This window comes from Bacillus sp. NMCN1, assembly GCF_002998085.1.
Taxonomy (GTDB): Bacteria; Bacillota; Bacilli; order Bacillales; family Bacillaceae; genus Bacillus.
On sequence record NZ_PVQL01000002.1, the window covers coordinates 300,321 to 320,625 of the forward strand.

The following is a 20,305-nucleotide window of genomic DNA, read 5'->3' on the forward strand; positions in this document are numbered from 1 at the left end:
TGTTTGGCAGAAAAAGTAGCAAGCCCACTTGTTGCTAAGATGATCGGTGATTGGTACGAATTGATAAAGAAACAGAACATACTAAAGGCTGAAAATAAGAGAAAAGAGATTATAACGGCCTGCGAAAATATGGAAGAAGACCAAAATGTCTTAATTTACTTTAGCTTGATTGATGCTAGATACAAAATGATGGTTCAGGAGTTTGATGGATCAAAAGCTTTATTAAAGCAAATAGACATAAAAGAGAAGCAGAAAACAGATGATATGATTCAGTATTATTATTTCTTCTTTAATGGCATGTATGAGTTCTATAAAAAGCGATTTTCGGATGCAATCAACTATTATCATATTGCTGAGACCCGTCTTAGAAACGTCCCTGATGAGTTAGAACGTGCTGAATTTAACTATCAGCTGTCAATTGCATATTATGAAATAGCACAAAATCACTTCTCCATTAATCATGCCAAAAAAGCCTTAGAAAGTTATAAATCAGCAGATTTACAAGAGAGTCGGGTTGCTACTACTCTAATGGTGATCGCTTCAAATAAGATGGATTTAACCCAATTTGAACAAGCTGAATCAATCTTTAAGGATGCTATCAATTTAGCAGCAACTTCTAACCTTGATTTGCCACAAGCGCTAGGTTATTTCAACCTTGGGGTATGTTATGAGCGCCAAGGGAAGCTTCAGCAAGCTTTAGACTCTTTCCAGAATGTCTTGTCTATTGAACTAAAAAAGCCACACAAAACACTGCATATGAGAACAAAGTACATGTTAGCGCGTGTACTCTTCCAGCTAGATAAATCAGCTGAAGGGCTGGAGTCATACAATGACTCACTCACGTTAGCGAATGAATTAGCTGACAATGCGTATATTGCTAAGTTAAACATCATACATTCAATTTATATAACAGGTGATGAAGCTCAACTAGATGTAGCTTTAAATGTACTGAAAACTCATAATCTTTGGTCTGATGCCACAGAATTGTCAATCATGGCAGCAAGATTTTATAAAAAGCAGGAGAATCACAAACTGGCATCTAAATACTTTGATGATGGTTGGGAATCACAAGCCAAAAAATTGTCATGGATGGAGGAAATTGAATGAAGCAACTGAAAGTAATAATCTTGAGCTTTACCTTATTAATGGGGATCACAACTACTGTACATATAAATTCCTCAAATGATTTTCAAACCGCAGAAAACGGATACTTTGGATAAGCATTAGGAGAAGTAGACTCTCCACAAGTTTACTTTTTCTATTGGGTTTTCTAGTGTTAGCAAAAAGGCGTACTGGGATAAAAAGCAACTCCATTAATGATTGATTGAAAAAAGAACAAAGAAAAAGCCCTGTCCGCAGGGCTTTTTTGTTCGTCTTTATTCAGTTCGATGCTTCATTTTATGAATTGTTCTATAAGCCGATTCAACTCCAATGAAAACGACAAAGAATTTAACTATACAACTGAACAGGTCAGCCCAAACATTAGACATGTTTAGCTGGGGTTAGCCCATTCCGATACTGCTCTGGTTTTAATAGTGAAATACGCCCGTATCTTAGAGCCTATAACGTGTATATACAAGGGTGGCTTGAAGCGGTTTGATGACGTTTTACATATATGATAACAAGTGGAATTATGGTATCATTTTAAAATATATACAGCTGAGGCTGACGTTTATCCAAATGCGGTAGGACAAAAAGGGGTTGTTTATTTGAATTCAAAACAGCAGCCGACGACTAGAAAACGCTTGGAGACAATGGCAGATCATGTTGAAGATAAACGTGAAGAATATAAAGAATTGCTCATTCAAGTCCAATCTATTCTCGGTGAACCTTCTCTAGAGCAGGAAGAATTAAAAGAGAAGCTGTCAGATACGTATAAACAAATGAAAGAATATGCCTTATTTGTTGAATCCATTGAAGCCTTTATTCGAAAAATGGCGATAGAATCTGATCAGCAAAAGTAGGTATTTCTGTATGGATAAAAGAGTGTACCTAGACGAGGGTATGCTTTTTTTCATGAAATGAAAATGAAAGGTGACGTCAATTGAAGATAGAAACGTATATTTATGTGGAGAACAAGAAGAGGTTTGTACCCATTGATGATATTGAAAAGATCAAAACATTCGTTGCTGCGAAAGAAGATTTTATGGAACAGGGGTTTACAAACCTTGAAGGAACAATTACGAAGGGTACGGAAAGATTTATTATCCAAGTTTACCCCTAGAAATACAGTTGGAGAGAAAATCCGATCGAGAGATTATGTTATCACTTGAAAATCAGATATTGGTGGCCGACTTTAAAGAGTTTGTATATCAACTCATTGAATCAGGTCGTCAATTTATCGAGTTTTTAAAAGTGATTACGGGAAGATCTGATGATAGTGATTTACGTGATGAATTTGAAAGAATAGAGAAGGTATACAAGAGCTTGTAAGTACAAACAAAAACCGATTCACCCATTAACAAGGCGAATCGGTTTTTTCTGTTTTATTTGTCAAAACGATGAGCAGAATGTTTTGTTGGTCCGATGTATTCGTTTAGCTGGAAAGAGCCTTTGATGGCAGCTGTGATGAATTCTTTTGCTGCATAAATGGCTTCTTTCACGTCTGAGCCGTTTGCTAGTTCAGCTGTGACTGCTGCTGAGAATGTGCAGCCTGCGCCGTGTGTGTATTCTGTGTCGATCTTATCTGTTTCAAGGCGTTCGAAGGTTTGTCCATCATAAAGCAAATCGATCGCTTTATCTTGGCTTAGCTTACCGCCTCCCGTGATGACCACATACTTGGCACCAAGTTCGTGAATGCGTTTTGCTGCTTCTTCCATTTGTTCGATCGTTTTGATCTCACCGATCCCGCTTAATTGACCTGCTTCGAAAAGGTTAGGCGTGATGACGGTTGCCAGTGGCGTGAGCTTTTCGCGCAGTGCTTCAGCGTGCTCTGGGTAAAGGACTTCGTTCGCACCCTTACAAACCATAACAGGATCAATGACGACATTTTTTAGGTCGTATGTTTTGATGGTGTCAGCTGCAAGTTCGATCACGTCGACCGTTGGGAGCATACCCGTTTTCAGTGCATCTACACCAATGCCTTCTACAATGGTAGAGAGCTGCGCCCGAATCGTCGCCGTATCAATTGGAAACACCTGATGATCCCAATGGTTATGAGGGTCCATTGCAACGACAACGGTTAAAGCTGTCATCCCGTAGACGTTTTTTTCTTGAAACGTTTTTAAATCTGCTTGGATACCTGCACCGCCGCTTGAATCCGAGCCTGCGATGGTGAGTGCTTTATTCATAGACATAGTTGCTGAACCTCCAATGTGATGTGTAACAGTTACTGTTCTATCACTTATTATAATCAGCTTTTCCATTTATCACAATGAAACGGCATAAAAAAGCGTTCCACCCTAGGAGGAACGCCTTACCCCTTATCTTTTACAAATCACCAATTTCCCTTTTTTCAGTTCATCTAAAAGTGTTAAGGCTAATTCTTGATCCGCGCCAACCGACATCATTTTGGCCATGAGCTCGTCATCCCGGGTGCGGATGACATTGGCGATTTGATCTAAAATCCCTTGATCGACCGCTGTCATGCTTTTGGCGTTCGCATGCTCCGTTACGGTATCAGAGCGTTCTGGATCGTACGCAAAAACAAAAATATCATCCTTTGCTGAATGTATTTGTTCGATGGTGTGGTTGGCTTCTTTGCTATTTTCTACTGTGAAGTATTCCATAGTGATCACTCCTTTTCATCAAAAATTCCCATTTTCCCGTCACATCAAACCGCCTTTTATATCATGAGAAGAAAGTCATTTTATGTTTTAATGGAAAAAGACGAATCTATTAAAGGAGTAAGCTGCATATGAAGATTTCCTTATTAATTGTGACACATAACCGGCTCAGCGCACTGTGTGAGCTGCTTGAATCCATTACGAGACAAACCGTACAGCCTTTTGAAATTGTCGTCATCAATGATGCAGGAGAGCGAGTCGACATCATTCAGGAACTTTACCCTGAGCTTCCGATCCGCTTGATTCATTTAGATGAGAATGTCCAGCATGTGAATGCGAGAAATGTGGGGGTGCGGGAGCTGACAGGCGACGTCGTCATGCTGAGTGACGACGATGATTACTTTACACCTTGTCATATCGAACGCATGAGCAATGCGCTGGAAGATGCCGATTTTGTCTTTTCTGATGCAGAAATTGTGTCATTTGAAGAAAAAGGCGCGACCCGTTTCCCGCTATCAAGACGTTTATTTGCTTATACAGCGGATATTGAGGATATGCGTGTCTTTTCTACATATGTTCCTTCCGGCAGTATGTACAAACGCTGTATACACGATGAGATTGGCTACTTTGATCCAGCGATGCATCATTATTGGGACTGGGACTTCTTTTTGCGTGTATCACAGCATGCCCGGGTCAACCGAGTGCCAGCTGCCAGCGTGATCTATGCGTTCTTTGACGGAGGTGGGAATCAGTCTAGTGATCTTGGCGAAACAAGGAAGAACTACTTAGATGATCTAAGTGAAAAGCATGAACTGGGTGACCTGCCGACAGCTAACTTTGCTGTCTTATTAGAAGAACCAGCGATGAAAAAACGAGAATCAGAGAGTGAGATTGTGTGGGATGGAAAACCGATGATCTCAAGACTGGCACAGCAGTTAGAAGGAGGAAAACCACAATGAAGCCATTTTTAAATGATAGCTGGTGGGCGGTGATGAAAAGTGAATTTGAACAGCCGTATTATCAGGAATTACGTGAATGGATGAAGGAAGAATATCGCACGCAGACCGTTTTTCCAAAACCAGATGACGTTTATCGTGCCCTTCATTTGACTTCATATGAAAAGGTCAAAGTGGTGATTTTAGGACAAGACCCTTATCATGGCCCAGGGCAGGCTCATGGATTAAGCTTTTCTGTTCAGCCTGGCGTGAAACATCCGCCATCTTTAAGAAATATTTTTCAGGAGCTAAAGGATGATCTTGGCTGTCCTGTTCCAAATCACGGCTCACTTGTGAGCTGGGCAGAGCAGGGTGTGCTGCTCTTAAACACTGTGCTGACTGTGAGAAAGGGCGAGGCGAATTCGCATAAAGGCAAGGGCTGGGAACGTGTGACAGACCGTGTCATTGATGTGCTGAATGATCGTGATCAGCCCGTCGTTTTTGTGTTATGGGGAAGACATGCTCAAAATAAGAAAGAACGCATTGATCAAAACAAGCATTACATCATTGAGTCACCTCATCCAAGTCCTTTTTCTGCACGAAACGGCTTTTTTGGCAGTCGTCCGTTTTCAAAGGTAAACGCGTATTTAAAGCAAATGGGGATCGAAGAAATCAACTGGTGTATCAAAGATATTGAATGAAAATAGGACGAGGGGTGAGCCCCTTCGTCCTGTTTATTTTAAAAATTTACGAATCAAGTCGAGTCCGTTTTTCGCATTTGGATAACGGAAGGAAAAATCGAAGCGATTGGTTTGGCGCAGGACGCTTTTTTCATGCGTAAAAGTAAAGAAGCTTTCTTTCCCGTGATATCGTCCCATGCCGCTTTCGCCCACACCTCCGAATGGCAGGTAAGGAGTAGCGACATGCATGAGCGTGTCATTGATACATCCTCCGCCAAATGAGAGATGCTCTAGGATATAGGCTTCTGTTTCTTTACTTGTTGTAAATAAGTAAAGAGCAAGCGGCTTCGGCCTTGCTTTGATCATATGCGCTGCCTCATGCAGAGAATCGAAGGTCATGACAGGCAGAATCGGTCCGAAAATTTCCTCCTGCATGACGGGATCTTCCCATGTGATGTGGTCTAAAATGGTCGGAGCGATTTTGAGATCGTGTTCATTGCGCTGTCCACCCGTGACGATCGTTCCATTTGTGAGAAATTGTGAGAGTCTGTCAAAATGACGCTGGCTGACATTTTTCCCAAAGTGCGGATGCGTTTCAGGATGTTCACCATAAAAGTCACGGATACAGACTGTCATTTCCCGCAAAAGGTCCTCTTTAATGGATTCATGAACGAGCAAATAGTCTGGCGCAATGCATGTTTGCCCTGCATTAGTGAATTTGCCGAAAGTGATTCGCTTCGCCGCTAGTTTGATGTCTGCATCAGGCATGACGATGCAAGGGCTTTTTCCGCCAAGCTCAAGTGTGACAGGGGTCAAATGCTTTGCAGCGGCTTCCATGACGACTTTGCCAACTGCCACACTTCCTGTAAAGAAGATATAATCAAAGGGCAGTTTCAGCAGCTCTGTACTGACATCTACACCGCCTTCTACGACAGCTGCATGGTCTTCTTGAAATATACGTTCCACCATTGCGCTGATTACTTGTGAGACTTGCGGTGTCAGCTCAGACGGTTTTAAGGTGACGGCATTACCCGCAGCAATAGCTCCGACTAATGGAGAAAGAGCCAATTGGAAAGGATAGTTCCAAGGGGCAATGATGAGCACACTGCCATAAGGTTCCTTGATGATCATGCTTTTCGATCCGATATGAGTGAGAGGCGTTCGCGCGCGTGTTGGCTTTGCCCATTTGTGAAGATGCTTGATGGTATGATTGATTTCTTCATATACCATCCCGATCTCTGTTGTATAGGCTTCCTGTTCGGATTTATGTAAATCATTGGCTAAGGCTCGTAAAATATCCTTCTCATGCTGTTTGATGGCTGCTTTTAAGTCTTGAAGGAGGCGGATTCGTTCTTGAACCGGCGGTTTTTGAAAGACTTTTTGTTTCTGAAAAAGAGCAGTGAGTTTGTCCATTATTCAATCCTTTCATAGACGATTTTGTTTCTTTTATTATGTGTGAAGGGCTATGATGGGTCAAATAAGAGAGGCGTGAGCGTACTGCTGTGAAAAAATGAACCATTTCGTTTGTTCATTTGGTAAAATAATGTTGGAAAACGATTTTTTTAGATTGGAGGGTATGCCCTTGAATATTCATATATCAAGTCTGCTTCAAAAAATGGAGGAAGCGGTTCAAAAGGCGAAACAAAGTGGAAATGATGAAGAGGTGAAACGTCAAGTGGCAGCGATATCTTCACTGTGTGATGTCATTCTCGATGCACCATCACAGGTGCAAATGCCGCAGTCGCCGGCTATCTCGTCACCTTCTTCGATACAGACACCGTCCGCGCCGCCCGTATCCTCAGATCAAGCCATGCTTGAGAAACTGATGGGTGCGAGTGGTGCGAAGAAATTTCAACATCAAGAAGAGGGGCAAAAAGAGAAGGATGGGAACGGCGACTCTATCTTTGATTTTTAATGGTCTTGTCACGACAAAGGGAAGGTGATCGGTTTGAAACTATTTTTGGGCGCCATTCAGTGGATGGCATTTTTTATCGCAGCTTCTATTGCCGTACCAATTGCGATTGCACAAGCGTTTGAATTGAACCAAGTGCAGTCAGCGGAGCTGATTCAAAGTACATTCTTTTCACTTGGTCTTGTGGCGATGGTGCAGTGTTTATGCGGCCATATGCTGCCGATCAATGAAAGTCCAGCAGGGCTTTGGTGGGGTGTGTATACCCTTTATGCAGGCATGACAGGAACAATCTTTGCGACGTATCCTGAAACCCTGCAAGCCTTACAAGGAGCTTTAATTTTTAGTGCCGCTTTCTTTTTTATTTTTAGTTTATTTAAAATCATTAATTGGCTCGCGTCTTTATTTACGCCAGTCGTCACAGGCATTTACTTGCTGCTCTTAGTTGTGCAGTTAAGTCAGCCGATCATGAAAGGGCTGATGGGCATCGGCTATCGGGGAAATCAGGTGGACGGACTTGTCTTTTGCTTATCGATCTTGATTATTATCCTTACCTTCATGATCAGCCGCTCAAAATGGCATTACTTAAGACAGTTTTCTGTGTTATTTGCCCTTGCAGGAGGCTGGCTGTTATTCGCTCTACTCGGGTTGGCAAAGCCAGTTCGAATTCCAGAAAAAATCATCGAGTTTCCGAAGCTGTTCCCATTCGGCACGCCGGTCTTTGACAGTGGACTACTTGTCACGTCCTTTTTCATTACGATATTACTCATTGTGAACATGCTGGCCAGTATTCGAATTGTGGAAAGTTCAGTAAAGGCATTTGGTGAACTGCGTGAGCGGAAGAGAGCTCGGCCGGCTGGTTTTGTCGCAGCATTTGGTCACCTATTGAGCGGATTGATCGGTGCAATTGCGCCTGTACCTATTTCGGGGGCAGCAGGGTTTATACAGACAACAAAAAGCCCATCGAGAAAGCCATTTTTCATAGGCAGTCTGCTCATTGTATTCATTAGTTTGTTCCCGCTGCTCATGAGCTTTTTCTCCGCATTGCCATCACCTGTGGGGCTTGCTGTAAACTTTGTGGTGTTCTCCTCGATGATTGGGCTTGCGATGTCTGAGTTTGATCAGTATGAGAAAGAAGAAATTCCGCGGATTCGCTTTGTCCTAGGGATTGCCGTTTTAGCAGGTGTAGGGGCGATGTTTGTACCGCAGGGAGCCTTGAAAGGCATGCATCCTGTGCTCATTTCATTATTAAGCAATGGTCTTGTTCTAGGTACACTCATTGCGATCGCGGTCGATCAAGTCCTATTACGAAAGAAAAAGAAATCCGACAATCTCGTGTCAACGTAAAGGGAAAGTTGAATGTCGTCTGTCACCCGCGCTATGATAAACATAATTGACTTGATAAGGAGAATGACGAATGAAACTATTTTTCATTTTAGGTGCGATTAATGCCATGCTAGCTGTTGGACTCGGAGCCTTCGGTGCGCACGGTCTGGAAGGGAAAATCCCTGAAAAGTATATAGAGATATGGAACAAAGGGGTTCAATATCAGATGTTCCATGCGATTGGACTATTTATTGTCGCCTTTCTTGCAGATAAGCTGTCAGGTGTTTCTCTAGTTCCAACCGCTGGCTGGGTGATGCTTGCAGGCATCCTTTTCTTCTCAGGAAGCCTTTACGTGCTGGCATTGACCCAGGTGAAGATTCTAGGTGCCATTACCCCAATTGGCGGAGTGGCGTTTATCGCTTCTTGGATCATGCTTGTCATTGCAGCAGCAAAAAATTTATAAGCCAAAAAAACCGATGCTCTGAAAGGGGCATCGGTTTTTTCTTAATTCCAGTAAGGGGCATAGTTTGGCGGTGCTTGATAATAAGGGATGTAGTGAGACGGAGGGACAGGATTCGTTTGTGCCTCCTCTTCTCTGTGGCAAAATGGTCCGATAAACACACTCGGCTTCACAGGCTGTGTCGCCTGCTTCCACTGTGTTTCGTTCATGCAATACGTATGTGCCATGATGTGAGCAGGGGTGAGGGTGAGAAGGTCTGAGCCTAGGATCACTTCTGGCGTAGATGCGTTAAAAATGGCTAACAAATGAGTTCTGTCTTGAAGGGCAACTTCGTAGTGCCACCAGCCTTGAGGTACGTTTGCCACCTGTCCAGGGGTGATGGTATAGGTGTGCAGTTTTTTTGTAAAAGGATTCAGCATCGAGATAGCAGCAGAACCGGTTATACAATAAACAAGCTCTGCGGCATTTTGATGATAATGAGGCTCTACGACTTTGTTTTTACTCAAATATATATCCAGCAGGGATACTTGATCCAACGAGTTTAATTGTTTTTTTCCTAAAACGTTAATCAGATTATGCTGATCGTATTTTACAAGGGGGCTTTGACTCAGATCGTATGAATATTTAACATTTGGTGATGTATAATCCAGCTCAACAGTCATTGATGTCACCTCTAGGCGTTTGATAAAAACTACTAGGCATCTTATGACCAGCGCCTTAGAGGTGTGACAAAAACCTAGTCAAAAGAAGAAAGCAAGGCGCCTGCTCCTTGCTTTTGCTAAATGTGACGTTATCTATCTCGGAGAATACGTGGACATGGAGTATGGGTAGTCGTATTGAATTTCCCCATCAAACGTAATGTAATCAAGATAGATCGTTAATAGTAAGTATCGTGTTCCTGTCTTGTTATCACTAATGATAATGTGGTCACGTCCTGCAGCTTCAATGACGCCTCTAAAAATCTTCGAGTTCCATTCCTTGCTCGCCTCAAATGTCATATAAATCGTGGCTACCTTGCCGCGGTTCAATCGTAAAATATTTTCAATATAGGACTGCTCGAGTGGCAGCTGACCAGTGACATTCTGCTGATAAATCGGTCCAGAAGGAATTTGATATGGCTGCCCGCCGCCCTGCGTGCCCTGCCCCCCTTGTGAAGTGCCGGTAGACGGCATTGGTGAAAATCCCTGCTGCATTTGTCCTTGCATTTGACCCTGCGTTTGGGGAGGGACTGAATAACCCATCTGCTGCGCAGGATACGGATTTACTCCATATTGCTGCTGGCGAAAATCTTGACCTTCGAAACCCGAACCTTGCCCAAATTGATTTTTCAATTTCATAACGTTCCTCCTCTTTCCTCATGGTGTTCTAAACAGAAGGCGCTTAAGCACCTGTTGTTTCCATAGCATTCTTTCTCTCTTTCACACTATGAGACAGGAGGGCAGAATATGTACATTGAACGAAAAAAAGGAACTGCTGTGCAGTTCCTTAGGCGCGGGCAAACCCTTGCATTCTTTGTCAGGTCTGCGCTTCGTTGCTCACGAATATCAAATTCTCTCTGATGCTCAACCTTCCTTACATCATCCAATTTACAGCGTGCTGGACATTAAATAAAAGTGTGATGATGACAAAACATACCGCAAGCGGTGTGATCACAATGAGAAAGGCTTGCCATAATCTGAGCTTCATCACAGCGACAATGCCTAAAACAGTCATTCCAAATATCCACGTCTTTGCATAAGCATCAATCAGTGTCAAAAGATCGAGATAATACCAAACTTCATAATGCTGATCTAAATAAGGTGAGATTTTGACAAACGTATACGGACCAAGCATTCCAATAGTGAAAATCCAACTGAGTGAAAATAAAGCGGAAGGGAAAAAGATCGTCAGCGTGCAGGCTTTGAGCACATCTCGATACGCCGGTTGACTGCCGAAAAAAAGACGCCCTAACCACTTTAGGATGAGTACACCGAAAAATAGAACCAGATTGCCTGCAAGAATACCATATCCCGCTCCTTGTAACAGAATAAAAGGGAACGGAATATGATTGCCCATATACTCGCTAAAATAACCTTCGTAGACCCAGCCTGTACCAGCGATACTTGCAAGGAGCATCATCAGCCAAAATGGAATAGAGGAGTGTTGGTATGAGCGAATAATCGTTTTTGTCGCGACGAAAATTTTAAAAAATCGAAAAAATCCTTTTGCTTCCTCTTCTTGGGAGAGATCACTCTTCATAGCTTTCAATGTTCTTTACTCCTTTAATACACACAAATGATTACTTATATTACCAAAAATTTCACGTTTTTCAAAGATAGATCAATAAAAAAGTACAATTTTATAAAAAGTAGGTCATTCTACAGTCTTTTGAGATGAAGACACATATGATAAACCATATTTTAAAAGAGACTGAGGTGAAAACTTTGACGAAAGTAACTGTCATTATGACGAGCTACAACAAGGCGGCTTATGTTGGCAGATCGATTGAAGCGGTGCTGAATCAGACTTTGTCAGATTTTGAATTTTTTATCATGGATGATGGGTCAAATGAAGAAACACTTGCTGCCATTGAGCCTTATCGCAAAGATCCGCGTGTACATTTTATCCAAAGTGGTGTCAAAACGCTGAAGGAACGAACAGCGAAAACCCGCTATGCAGTGCTCATTAATCAAGCGCTAGAACAGGCTAAGGGTGAATATATTTCTTATGCGACAGATGACAATGTGTATGCGCCAGATCGCTTGGAAAAGCTCACGGGTTATTTGGATGCCAGGCCGAGAGCAAATATTGTCTATTCTGGTTCTAAAGTGATCTATTTAAATAGCAAAAAAGAGCCAGTGAAGGAAATCGTTCGTCGTGCCCAAACTGTGCAATGGAATGCACCATGTGCCATTGATCATTGCTCAGTTGTTCATCGTGCGTCCATTTTAAAAAGAATTCATGCTGAGTTTAAATCTTACTGGGACGAGAGTCCGCGTTTTTATCGGTTAGGGGATGCTCGATTCTTTTTTAGATTAAATCATTTTTATCCGTTCTATCCCTATAACGAAGTGCTCGATACGAATTACATCACAGAACAGTCGATTCATTATCAGCTGGAAGAAGAAGAAAAAAGTGACTTTGTAAAAGCACTTCCCCCTCAGTCTTCCTGCTGGGAGCTCCGCCGTATATTAAAAAAGAGATATGGGAGGTAACCTGAGTGTCGCACTATATTCATCATTATTGGCAGGTATACTTTGAGTATGTGAAATTAATGAAAGGCTTGTCTTATCGTCAAATTCCTCTTGGGTTAATCAGCAATTTTTATCAATACATCAGCCCGGAGGTCAGAGAACGAATGGAAGATGAAGCGTTTGGTCACAAACTGACCACCACTTGTCCTTTGCCGCAAGATATTCAGCCATTTTTTGATCAGCACAAACAAAAGATGAAGCGTATCGCATATCGTCCTGAAGGTGGAAAGGTATTGCTTCACTTCGACCACCTACGCTTTACTGAAAACAATTATACACGATTTCATCCGAACAAAACGATGGTGTTGGCCCGCTGGAGAAAGGCTGATTATTTTGGATTACCAGTGATCAGCAAGCCGGATTTAGTAGGAGAGGTTAATAAAAAAGCCCATGCTAAATATATTAAAAAAGCCAACGCTCTACTGAAACCTTACGCACAGCATCCCGTCTTTGGCAATGCTTTTTTTAAAGAAAAACTTCTGAAGGACATTGTGCAATTTATTGATGTGATTGACCAGACAGAGACGTTATTTCACAATCATCCAATTGCAGCCGTCATTGTCGGTACGACGGAGGATGTTTACAGTCGCGTGCTGGCTCTGCAAACAGTGAAGCGTCAAATCACTAGTATTTGTCTTCAGCATGGTGCACTCATGGGTGATGAAGCCTTTTTACCGATTTTCACAACACTTCATGGGGTGTTTGGGAAGTATGAAAAGGACTGGTATGAAGCCAAAGGCTGTCAGCCTGAACAGGTGGAGATGACAGGTCATCCAAGGTTTGATTTGGTGCATGAACGAAAGCCGCTTCAACAGGATTTGCTGTTTCGTAAATTGAACTTCAGCCCAGCCAAAAAGACAGTACTTGTGGCGACGCAGCCATTTTCAGAGGATTTTTATGGAAATGTCCTTAAATCGCTTGCGAAACAGAAAGATATCCAGCTTATCATCAAACCGCATCCATGGGAGATAGCACGAAACTGCATAAATGATTATGTGGAGATTGAGCGAGCAGCGAACCAAGTGAGATTGATTAAAAAAGAAATCGACTTGTATGATCTGCTGCCATATATGGATATGGTCATTACGCTCACATCAACTGTCGGACTTGAAGCCATGCTGTTTAAAAAAAGTGTGCTAATTGGGAAAATGACAGAAGGCAGAAGGTACCCTTATTACGAGTCGTTTGGCAGCTATCATATGGAAAATCCAGTTGAACTTTCTGAGAGAGCGATCCGTATTTTGTCGGATGAACAAGAGATGAAGCTGGTGAGACAGCAAGGCGCTCTTTTCACCAAAGAACATTACCCACATGCGCGATCGATGGATGTTCTGCTTTCTCTGCTCAAAACAAAAACAGGTGTGGATTTTAAGAGATAAGAAGAGGGGGGGGCAAGTGATATGGAACAAAAGAGAACACAATTTCTTCCTTATGCACTGCCTTTGATTGAACAGGAAGAAATTGATGAAGTCATTGGAACATTAAAGTCCGGCTGGCTGTCAACCGGACCAAAAGTCAGGCAGTTTGAAGAAGAATTTCGGCAGCTGACAGGTGCAAAACACGCGATAGCTGTCAATTCATGTACAGCTGCTCTATTTTTAGCGTTAAAGGCGAGAGGCATTGGGGCTGGTGATGAAGTGATCACAACGCCCCTGACGTTCTGCGCAACAGCCAATACGATCATCCATACGGGGGCAGCACCTATTTTCGTGGATATTGATCCGGCGACACTCAATCTGGATGCGGAGAAAGTAGAAGCGGCCATCACACCACATACAAAAGCGATTGTACCTGTTCATTTTGCTGGTCAATCGTGCGATATGGACCGGATTTTAGCGATTGCCAAAAAGTATGATTTGTTTGTGCTTGAGGATGCCGCCCATGCCCTCTATACGACGTTTCACGATCAGCTCATTGGATCAATTGGTGATGCGACTGCCTTTAGTTTTTATGCGACGAAAAACATAGCGACTGGAGAAGGCGGCATGCTGACGACAAACGATGATGCGCTTGCCGCTCGGATCAGAAGACTAGCACTCCATGGGATGAGCAAGGGAGCGTGGAATCGTTATGGAGAAAAAGGAACGTGGTACTACGAGGTCGAGGAACCTGGCTATAAAATGAACATGTTTGATGTGCAGGCATCGCTAGGGCTTGTCCAGCTAAGCCGTCTGGATGATATGCAGGCGCGGAGAGAACAAATTGCGAAAGCATACAATCAGGCTTTTCAAAAAGAAGCAGGGCTGATTCTGCCGCCTATCCATCATGAGGGAAGACATGCATGGCATTTGTATGTACTGCAAGTGGATCCAAAAGAAGCATTCGTCACACGCGATGAGCTGATTGATCAGTTGCAAAAGGACTATAAAATCGGCACGAGTGTTCACTTTATCCCTGTTCATTTGCATCCATACTATCAACAAACCTATCACTATTCACCAGAGGATTTCCCTGAGTCACTTGCTTACTACAAGCGGACTCTCTCACTGCCTCTTTATCCAAGTATGACAGATGAAGATGTGCAGGATGTTATCACTGCGGTGCTGTCTATTTTAAAAGAACAGAAGGCATCTTCATGAAGGCTGTTCATGCAATAGACGATCAGGTGCTGTCCGCTTGGCTTGAGAATTACGGTCAACAAGCTGAACAAATGAAAGGTTTCAAGCAGTTTGGTCTTGTCAGTGGCGCCCAGCTCAAAGCGGTGCTGTTATACGACTGGTCGAAATGGGAGAGCGGTATTTTTAATCAGCATATTTTTCATGTGAAGTTTGTGGAAGCTGAGTCAGCATCTGCTTTTCGAGAATTGATGGAGCGATTCATTATTTGGATGAGAACCGAAAAATGCGATTTCTTCTTTTTACGCCTTGAAGCGGCTGACCTTGAAAAAAACCGTATTGTCCAAAAGCTATCACATGTCTACTATGTCGGCGGTCTCACTAGGCTTGAGGCACCGCCTGCTCAAATGGAGATGCCATTATCAGGTCAAGATGTGGTGATTAGTCTGCCGGATGAAAAGGAATACGATGAGGCGGTTTCACTCGGTGGTCAGGCTTTTGTGAAAAGCCGCTATGCACTTGATCCATATCTAGACCAGCATGTTGTTCAGCATTTCTATCAGGAATGGATGAGGAATAATTTGTATGGGCGTGCAGATATCAATCTCGTAGCAAAGCTGAACGATGAAGTGATTGGCTTGATTCAAGGAAAGGCCATAGCTAATAAAATGGGGATTGAGCTTTTTGCCATTAGATCAGATATTCAGGGAAAAGGGATCGGAAAAAGGCTGTTTGTAGAGATGATGAAAGTATCTCATGACAGACAATATAGCTTCATCTCCGCTGGAACGCAGTTGCATAACATTCCTGCGATCCAGCTGTACGAGAAGATGGGATTTAGGACAATGAATACTTTTCTGTATTACCATGTATGGCCGAAAAAAGGAGAGAGGTAAGATGGCTCATTTCTATATTGGAGATCGCAAAGTGGGGGGTGGTGCGCCTGTCTTTATCATTGCAGAGGCAGGCATTAACCATGATGGAAAGCTGGATCAGGCGCTTGCTTTAATTGATGTGGCAAAAGAAGCAGGTGCCGATGCGGTGAAGTTTCAGATGTTTCAAGCTGATCGGATGTATCAAAAGGAACCGGGTTTGTACGAAACAGCCAAGGGAGAAGAGGTATCCATTTTTTCCTTAGTCGAACAAATGGAGCTGCCGCCAGAATGGCTGCCAGCTTTATTGACGCGCTGTGAGGAAAAAGGGCTGATGTTTTTAAGCACAGTGTGTGACGAAGAATCTGCGGATTTATTGAATCAAACCGATCCGCCAGCTTTCAAACTGGCATCCTATGAAATCAATCATTTGCCTCTTTTGCGTCACACGGCTTCTTTTCAAAAGCCCATCATTTTCTCAACAGCCGGGGCAACTATTGCCGATGTTCATGAAGCATATGAGGCGATTACAAGCGAGCAAAACGATCAGGTCGCCATTATGCATTGCGTAGCAAAGTATCCAGCACCTAGAGCTTACACGAATCTTCGTGTGCTTCAAACCTTAGCCGCGGCTTTTCCTGAGGCAGTCATTGGCTTTTCAGATCATAGTGAGCACCCAACTGAAGCTCCTGTTGCCGCTGTGAAGCTTGGGGCAGCCATGATTGAAAAGCATTTTACTGTAGATAAGTCGCTGCCTGGGGCCGATCATTCCTTTGCGCTCGATCCAGAAGAATTAAAGGAAATGGTTCAGCATATTCGAGCGGCGGAAAAGGACCGAAATCAATCAGAAGCAGACGCTCATTCTGTGTCAGAGGAGCTCCTTGGCAGTTCTTATAAAACGACAACAGCCATTGAAGGGCAGATTCGTGAATTTGCGTATCGAGGGATTTTTACAACAAAAGGTATTGCAAAGGGCGAGACTTTGACTGAAGAAAATCTAGCCGTGTTACGTCCAGGACAAAAAAGACAAGGACTGCATCCGCGATATATGGAGATTTTAATTGGCACCAAGGCTGTCAGAGATATTCAAGCCCATACAGGCGTTTCGTGGAAAGATGTGCTCATGCAGGAGTCCGAGCATGAGCAATGATGTGCTCTTTGTCATACAGGCTAGAATGGGCTCAACAAGACTGCCAAAAAAGGTGATGAAACCGATCGGCGGTATGGCACTGGTCGATTTCATCGTTGAACGTGTAAAGCAATCAGATCATTACAATCACAAAACCCAGAACCTCATGATTGCCACAACAGTCGAGGCAGAGGATGATCTGTTGGCTCAATATTGTTTATCAAAGGGCTATAAGGTATTTCGCGGCAGTGAGATAGATGTACTGCAGCGATTTGCGCAGATTGTCCGTCATTTTGAACCGCAAACCATTGTCCGTTTAACAGGAGATAATCCATTTATAGATCCAGCGCTTTTGTCGAAAATGCTTGAAGAACATGGACAGAAGAAGGCTGATTATACGTATACGACTGGAACGCCACTCGGTATTTCTGGGGAAATGATCGACGCATCCATTTTACGTGAAATCGACAATTTTCCCCTTACGCAGCCGGAGCGTGAGCATGTCACGCTGTATATCCGAAAGCATCCTGAGCGATTTCAACTGCAATTATTCACACCGCCCAAAGAACTCGCATATCCTGCTTATCGATTCACGATTGATACAGAAGAAGATTATGTATTTGCTACCCGTTTACTTGAGAAAGCCGGTGGATCTAATACTGTGCCTACGGCTGAGCTTATCGTCATTTGTGAACAAGACCCTGAAATTGTTCGGTTGAATCAATTTGTGAGACAGAAGGATGCTGAATGAATAAAAAAATCATGATTGTTGTGTACGGTGGTTTTTTAAGAGGGATGGGGCATGTCGTCAGAATGAAACGGCTGGCAAAGGAACTGATTCAAGAAGGAAACGACTTATATTTTTATACAAATGAACAGATTTGTGTAGAAATGCTCTCGCATCCAGCTTGGCATGTTCATTTAGTGCAGGAACCAAACGTGTTTCTTCAAATGGAGCAAGACATCAAAGAGCTTAATCCTGATCTTCTGCTGATTGATGTGCTTGATTGTGACCTCCAGTTCCTTCGAGCGATCAAAGCGTCCTCCGGCTCTGCAAGGCTGGTCTTATTTGAAGAAGAAAGAGCAGAAGCCTGCCAGCTTGCTGATGCGGTCGTAAACGGCATTTATGGTGGTTTGGATGAAAAGCACCTGCAAGTAAATGGAACGGACTATTTTTATGGAACACCTTATTTATTGTTAGATCACGAGATCAGCAGATTAAAAGACACATATGAGGTTCGAAAAGATTGCAAAAGGGTGGTGATCAGCCTTGGGGGCAGTGATCCGCGCGGATTGTTATCAAAGGCTGTATCAGCACTCCTCACAGCAAATCATTTACACATTCTAGCGGTTACAGGAAAAGCCGCTCATATCAAAGCACAAGTAGAGGCTGAACATATTCAATTCATTCGCCATACACATCAATTACCTGCCCGTCTATGGGAAGCTGATTTGGCTATTGTTGCAGGAGGCATGACGTTATATGAGGCGGTTTGTATCGGGGTGCCCAGCATTGTACTTTCTCAAGTAGACCATCAAGCAGTTACAGCCAGTAATTTCGCGCAAAAGGGAGCCTGTCTACACCTTGGATTAGGTGATCATGTGGATGAAAAAGATATATTGCGTGCTGTTGAAAGGCTGTCCGGCAGCTACTTTCTCCGCAGGAGCATCCATCTCAATGGACGGACACTCATTGATGGAAAAGGAACCGAACGAGTGAAAAACATTCTTATACACCTCATGAACCATCACCAAAAAGAACATAAGGATGTGTAGATGTGAAGGGAGTTATTTTAGCAGGAGGTAAAGGATCGCGACTGGCACCTATAACTAAGATTTTCAACAAACATTTATTGCCGGTTGGTCCATACCCGATGATTTATTGGTCATTGTTCAAAATGAAAGAAGCAGGTATTTTAGATGTGATGCTGATTTCACAAGAAGAACAAATCCCGCTGTTTCAAAAATTGCTTGAGAGCGATCAGGGACTTGGGATGAACATTGTGTATCAGGTCCAGCCTGAAGCATCTGGGATTTCGGACGGTTTATCCTATGCAAAGCCCTTTGTAGAAGGGGAGAAGTTTGTGTTGATGCTTGGTGATAATGTGTTTGAGGATTCGCTAACCCCTTTTGTTGAAGCCTTTCAGCAGCAGGAAAGCGGAGCGAAGGTTCTGTTGAAAGAAGTGGCAGATCCAAAGCGGTTTGGCATTGCAGAAATTGATGACGTCCACCACCGGATTTTATCAATTGAGGAAAAACCGGAGCATCCGCGTTCATCCTACTGCGTCACGGGCATCTATTTTTATGATCAAGAAGTCTTTCAATATATTGAGAAAATCTCGCCGTCAGATCGAGGCGAATTAGAGATTACAGATGTAAACAATCTCTATATCTCAAATAGCCAGCTGACTTATGATATGTTAAAAGGATGGTGGATTGATGCAGGAACACATGAATCTCTCCACCAAGCATCTACGAAAATGTTTGAAACGATGAAGAAAAAAGAGGGATACGAATGACGAAGTCTTATTTAATTACAGGAGGAGCGGGATTTATTGGACTGAATTTTGTGAAGCTGCTGCTTCAGGAAACCGATGTCCGGCTTACTGTTTTTGACAAGTTGACATATGCCAGTCATCCAGAAGAGATGGATGAATTATTAAAGCTGTCTCATTTTCGTTTTATTCAAGGGGATATCACCCTTCAGCACGAGTTGGATCAAGCATTTGATGAGGTCTATGATGCCATCATTCATTTTGCAGCGGAATCCCATGTTGATCGCAGTATTGAATCGGCTGAGCCCTTTATTCAAACCAATGTGCTCGGCACCTATCGTATGCTGGAGGCAGTCTTAAAAGGAAAGGCGAAAAAACTTATTCATATTTCAACAGACGAAGTATATGGAGATTTGGAGCTGGATGATCCGGCTTTCACAGAACAAACACCACTTTCACCGAATAATCCTTATTCAGCAAGTAAGGCGAGTTCAGACCTGCTTGTGAAATCTTATATCCACACTCACCAATTACCCGCAATGATCACACGATGCAGCAACAACTACGGACCGTATCAGCATGAAGAAAAATTAATACCGACTATTATTAGAAAAGCGATCAATGGAGAAAAGATCCCGATTTATGGAGACGGCCAGCAGATTCGCGATTGGCTGTATGTAGAGGATCATGCGAGAGCTGTAAAGCAGGTCCTTGAAAACGGATCAGCTGGTGAGGTGTACAATATTGGAGGCGGCAACGAGAAAACGAATCTCGATTTGACCAAAACCATTCTGACGCAGCTCGGGATCAGTCATGACCGTATTGCGTTTGTTGAAGATCGAAAAGGGCATGACAGACGGTATGCTATTGACGCCAGTAAGCTAAAACGGGAGCTCGGCTGGACGCAGGAGACGTCATTTGAAGCAGGTATTGAAAAAACGATCAATTGGTATTGTGCCAAATATGATCAGAGCGAAGAAGGGTGA

The 20,305-nt window shown here is 43.1% G+C and carries 23 protein-coding genes; 17 read left to right on the forward strand and 6 right to left on the reverse strand.

Going from position 1 to position 20,305, the window contains the following annotated elements; translation table 11 throughout:
- Positions 1-3: 3 nt before the first annotated feature.
- From C6W21_RS19030 to C6W21_RS11340, 3 genes are all read left to right on the forward strand, one after another.
- A complete protein-coding gene (locus C6W21_RS19030; protein ID WP_189318182.1) occupies positions 4-1,107 on the forward strand; it encodes a Rap family tetratricopeptide repeat protein in 1,104 nt (367 codons plus the stop codon).
- Positions 1,108-1,709: 602 nt separating this feature from the next.
- Complete coding sequence (locus C6W21_RS11335) at positions 1,710-1,964, forward strand: hypothetical protein (RefSeq protein ID WP_106050456.1); 255 nt, start codon at positions 1,710-1,712, stop codon at positions 1,962-1,964.
- A gap of 80 nt (positions 1,965-2,044) precedes the next feature.
- The gene (locus C6W21_RS11340) at positions 2,045-2,224 is read left to right on the forward strand and encodes a hypothetical protein (RefSeq protein ID WP_106050457.1); all 180 of its coding nucleotides are present in this window, start codon (positions 2,045-2,047) and stop codon (positions 2,222-2,224) included.
- 262 nt (positions 2,225-2,486) lie between these two features.
- Here C6W21_RS11340 and C6W21_RS11345 read toward each other — a convergent pair whose 3' ends face one another.
- Both C6W21_RS11345 and C6W21_RS11350 read right to left on the reverse strand, forming a co-directional pair.
- On the reverse strand, positions 2,487-3,296 hold the full coding sequence (locus C6W21_RS11345; RefSeq protein WP_106038943.1) for a bifunctional hydroxymethylpyrimidine kinase/phosphomethylpyrimidine kinase: 810 nt from the start codon (positions 3,294-3,296) through the stop codon (positions 2,487-2,489).
- A 126-nt stretch (positions 3,297-3,422) separates the two neighbouring features.
- On the reverse strand, positions 3,423-3,728 hold the full coding sequence (locus C6W21_RS11350; protein ID WP_106050458.1) for a general stress protein: 306 nt from the start codon (positions 3,726-3,728) through the stop codon (positions 3,423-3,425).
- Positions 3,729-3,856: 128 nt separating this feature from the next.
- Here C6W21_RS11350 and C6W21_RS11355 point away from each other — a divergent pair, with 128 nt between their 5' ends.
- On the forward strand, positions 3,857-4,684 hold the full coding sequence (locus tag C6W21_RS11355) for a glycosyltransferase family 2 protein (RefSeq protein ID WP_106050459.1): 828 nt from the start codon (positions 3,857-3,859) through the stop codon (positions 4,682-4,684).
- Positions 4,681-5,361, forward strand: a complete 681-nt coding sequence (locus C6W21_RS11360) for a uracil-DNA glycosylase (RefSeq protein ID WP_106050460.1) — start codon at positions 4,681-4,683, stop codon at positions 5,359-5,361. Before C6W21_RS11355 ends, C6W21_RS11360 begins: the two co-directional genes overlap by 4 nt.
- A gap of 33 nt (positions 5,362-5,394) precedes the next feature.
- On the opposite strand, the gene C6W21_RS11365 is transcribed toward C6W21_RS11360, so the two are convergent.
- Positions 5,395-6,753 (reverse strand): aldehyde dehydrogenase, encoded by a 1,359-nt coding sequence (locus C6W21_RS11365; RefSeq protein WP_106050461.1) that lies wholly within the window; start codon positions 6,751-6,753, stop codon positions 5,395-5,397.
- Between the two features lie 169 nt (positions 6,754-6,922).
- Here C6W21_RS11365 and C6W21_RS11370 point away from each other — a divergent pair, with 169 nt between their 5' ends.
- The 3 genes from C6W21_RS11370 to C6W21_RS11380 all read left to right on the forward strand — a co-directional run bounded on the left by C6W21_RS11370 (position 6,923) and on the right by C6W21_RS11380 (position 9,038).
- Positions 6,923-7,255, forward strand: coding sequence for a YwdI family protein (locus C6W21_RS11370; RefSeq protein ID WP_106050462.1), 333 nt, complete (start codon positions 6,923-6,925; stop codon positions 7,253-7,255).
- Between the two features lie 33 nt (positions 7,256-7,288).
- Positions 7,289-8,596: a purine/pyrimidine permease gene (locus tag C6W21_RS11375; protein ID WP_106050463.1), complete on the forward strand. Its 1,308-nt coding sequence runs from the start codon at positions 7,289-7,291 to the stop codon at positions 8,594-8,596.
- A 70-nt stretch (positions 8,597-8,666) separates the two neighbouring features.
- Complete coding sequence (locus tag C6W21_RS11380) at positions 8,667-9,038, forward strand: DUF423 domain-containing protein (protein WP_003215282.1); 372 nt, start codon at positions 8,667-8,669, stop codon at positions 9,036-9,038.
- Between the two features lie 41 nt (positions 9,039-9,079).
- Here C6W21_RS11380 and C6W21_RS11385 read toward each other — a convergent pair whose 3' ends face one another.
- The 3 genes from C6W21_RS11385 to C6W21_RS11395 form a co-directional block, all read right to left on the reverse strand.
- Positions 9,080-9,697, reverse strand: a complete 618-nt coding sequence (locus tag C6W21_RS11385) for a cupin domain-containing protein (RefSeq protein ID WP_106050464.1) — start codon at positions 9,695-9,697, stop codon at positions 9,080-9,082.
- Between the two features lie 132 nt (positions 9,698-9,829).
- Positions 9,830-10,372 carry a spore coat protein GerQ gene (gene gerQ / locus C6W21_RS11390; protein ID WP_106050465.1) on the reverse strand — a complete coding sequence of 181 codons (543 nt, stop codon included), beginning with the start codon at positions 10,370-10,372 and terminating at the stop codon, positions 9,830-9,832.
- 235 nt (positions 10,373-10,607) lie between these two features.
- Positions 10,608-11,282 carry a YIP1 family protein gene (locus tag C6W21_RS11395; protein ID WP_106050466.1) on the reverse strand — a complete coding sequence of 225 codons (675 nt, stop codon included), beginning with the start codon at positions 11,280-11,282 and terminating at the stop codon, positions 10,608-10,610.
- A 176-nt stretch (positions 11,283-11,458) separates the two neighbouring features.
- On the opposite strand from C6W21_RS11395, the gene C6W21_RS11400 reads away from it, so the two are divergent.
- From C6W21_RS11400 to rfbB, 9 genes are read left to right on the forward strand one after another with little or no spacing between them, the layout of a single operon-like run.
- Complete coding sequence (locus C6W21_RS11400) at positions 11,459-12,229, forward strand: glycosyltransferase family 2 protein (protein WP_189318183.1); 771 nt, start codon at positions 11,459-11,461, stop codon at positions 12,227-12,229.
- Between the two features lie 5 nt (positions 12,230-12,234).
- Positions 12,235-13,647: a capsular polysaccharide export protein, LipB/KpsS family gene (locus C6W21_RS11405; protein ID WP_106056304.1), complete on the forward strand. Its 1,413-nt coding sequence runs from the start codon at positions 12,235-12,237 to the stop codon at positions 13,645-13,647.
- 21 nt (positions 13,648-13,668) lie between these two features.
- On the forward strand, positions 13,669-14,847 hold the full coding sequence (locus tag C6W21_RS11410; RefSeq protein WP_106056306.1) for a DegT/DnrJ/EryC1/StrS family aminotransferase: 1,179 nt from the start codon (positions 13,669-13,671) through the stop codon (positions 14,845-14,847).
- The gene (locus C6W21_RS11415; RefSeq protein WP_106056308.1) at positions 14,844-15,719 is read left to right on the forward strand and encodes a GNAT family N-acetyltransferase; all 876 of its coding nucleotides are present in this window, start codon (positions 14,844-14,846) and stop codon (positions 15,717-15,719) included. The genes C6W21_RS11410 and C6W21_RS11415 overlap by 4 nt, the downstream gene beginning before the upstream one ends.
- A gap of 1 nt (position 15,720) precedes the next feature.
- Positions 15,721-16,845 carry an N-acetylneuraminate synthase family protein gene (locus C6W21_RS11420; RefSeq protein WP_106056310.1) on the forward strand — a complete coding sequence of 375 codons (1,125 nt, stop codon included), beginning with the start codon at positions 15,721-15,723 and terminating at the stop codon, positions 16,843-16,845.
- Complete coding sequence (locus C6W21_RS11425) at positions 16,835-17,575, forward strand: cytidylyltransferase domain-containing protein (RefSeq protein ID WP_106056312.1); 741 nt, start codon at positions 16,835-16,837, stop codon at positions 17,573-17,575. The genes C6W21_RS11420 and C6W21_RS11425 overlap by 11 nt, the downstream gene beginning before the upstream one ends.
- Complete coding sequence (locus C6W21_RS11430; RefSeq protein WP_106056315.1) at positions 17,572-18,600, forward strand: PseG/SpsG family protein; 1,029 nt, start codon at positions 17,572-17,574, stop codon at positions 18,598-18,600. Before C6W21_RS11425 ends, C6W21_RS11430 begins: the two co-directional genes overlap by 4 nt.
- Positions 18,601-18,602: 2 nt before the next feature.
- Complete coding sequence (locus C6W21_RS11435; protein ID WP_106056317.1) at positions 18,603-19,343, forward strand: sugar phosphate nucleotidyltransferase; 741 nt, start codon at positions 18,603-18,605, stop codon at positions 19,341-19,343.
- Entirely contained in the window at positions 19,340-20,305 is a 966-nt protein-coding gene (gene rfbB / locus C6W21_RS11440; protein WP_106050474.1) for a dTDP-glucose 4,6-dehydratase, read from the forward strand. Before C6W21_RS11435 ends, rfbB begins: the two co-directional genes overlap by 4 nt.

Coding starts and splice junctions, on each gene's coding strand:
- C6W21_RS11430 (WP_106056315.1), top strand. CDS start 17,572: ATGAATAAAAAAATCATGATTGTTGTGTACGGTGGTTTTTTAAGAGGG.
- C6W21_RS11420 (WP_106056310.1), top strand. CDS start 15,721: ATGGCTCATTTCTATATTGGAGATCGCAAAGTGGGGGGTGGTGCGCCT.
- C6W21_RS11380 (WP_003215282.1), top strand. CDS start 8,667: ATGAAACTATTTTTCATTTTAGGTGCGATTAATGCCATGCTAGCTGTT.
- C6W21_RS11410 (WP_106056306.1), top strand. CDS start 13,669: ATGGAACAAAAGAGAACACAATTTCTTCCTTATGCACTGCCTTTGATT.
- C6W21_RS11425 (WP_106056312.1), top strand. CDS start 16,835: ATGAGCAATGATGTGCTCTTTGTCATACAGGCTAGAATGGGCTCAACA.
- C6W21_RS11415 (WP_106056308.1), top strand. CDS start 14,844: ATGAAGGCTGTTCATGCAATAGACGATCAGGTGCTGTCCGCTTGGCTT.
- C6W21_RS11355 (WP_106050459.1), top strand. CDS start 3,857: ATGAAGATTTCCTTATTAATTGTGACACATAACCGGCTCAGCGCACTG.
- C6W21_RS11365 (WP_106050461.1), bottom strand. CDS start 6,753: ATGGACAAACTCACTGCTCTTTTTCAGAAACAAAAAGTCTTTCAAAAA.
- C6W21_RS11385 (WP_106050464.1), bottom strand. CDS start 9,697: ATGACTGTTGAGCTGGATTATACATCACCAAATGTTAAATATTCATAC.
- C6W21_RS11350 (WP_106050458.1), bottom strand. CDS start 3,728: ATGGAATACTTCACAGTAGAAAATAGCAAAGAAGCCAACCACACCATC.
- C6W21_RS11345 (WP_106038943.1), bottom strand. CDS start 3,296: ATGTCTATGAATAAAGCACTCACCATCGCAGGCTCGGATTCAAGCGGC.
- rfbB (WP_106050474.1), top strand. CDS start 19,340: ATGACGAAGTCTTATTTAATTACAGGAGGAGCGGGATTTATTGGACTG.
- gerQ (WP_106050465.1), bottom strand. CDS start 10,372: ATGAAATTGAAAAATCAATTTGGGCAAGGTTCGGGTTTCGAAGGTCAA.
- C6W21_RS11360 (WP_106050460.1), top strand. CDS start 4,681: ATGAAGCCATTTTTAAATGATAGCTGGTGGGCGGTGATGAAAAGTGAA.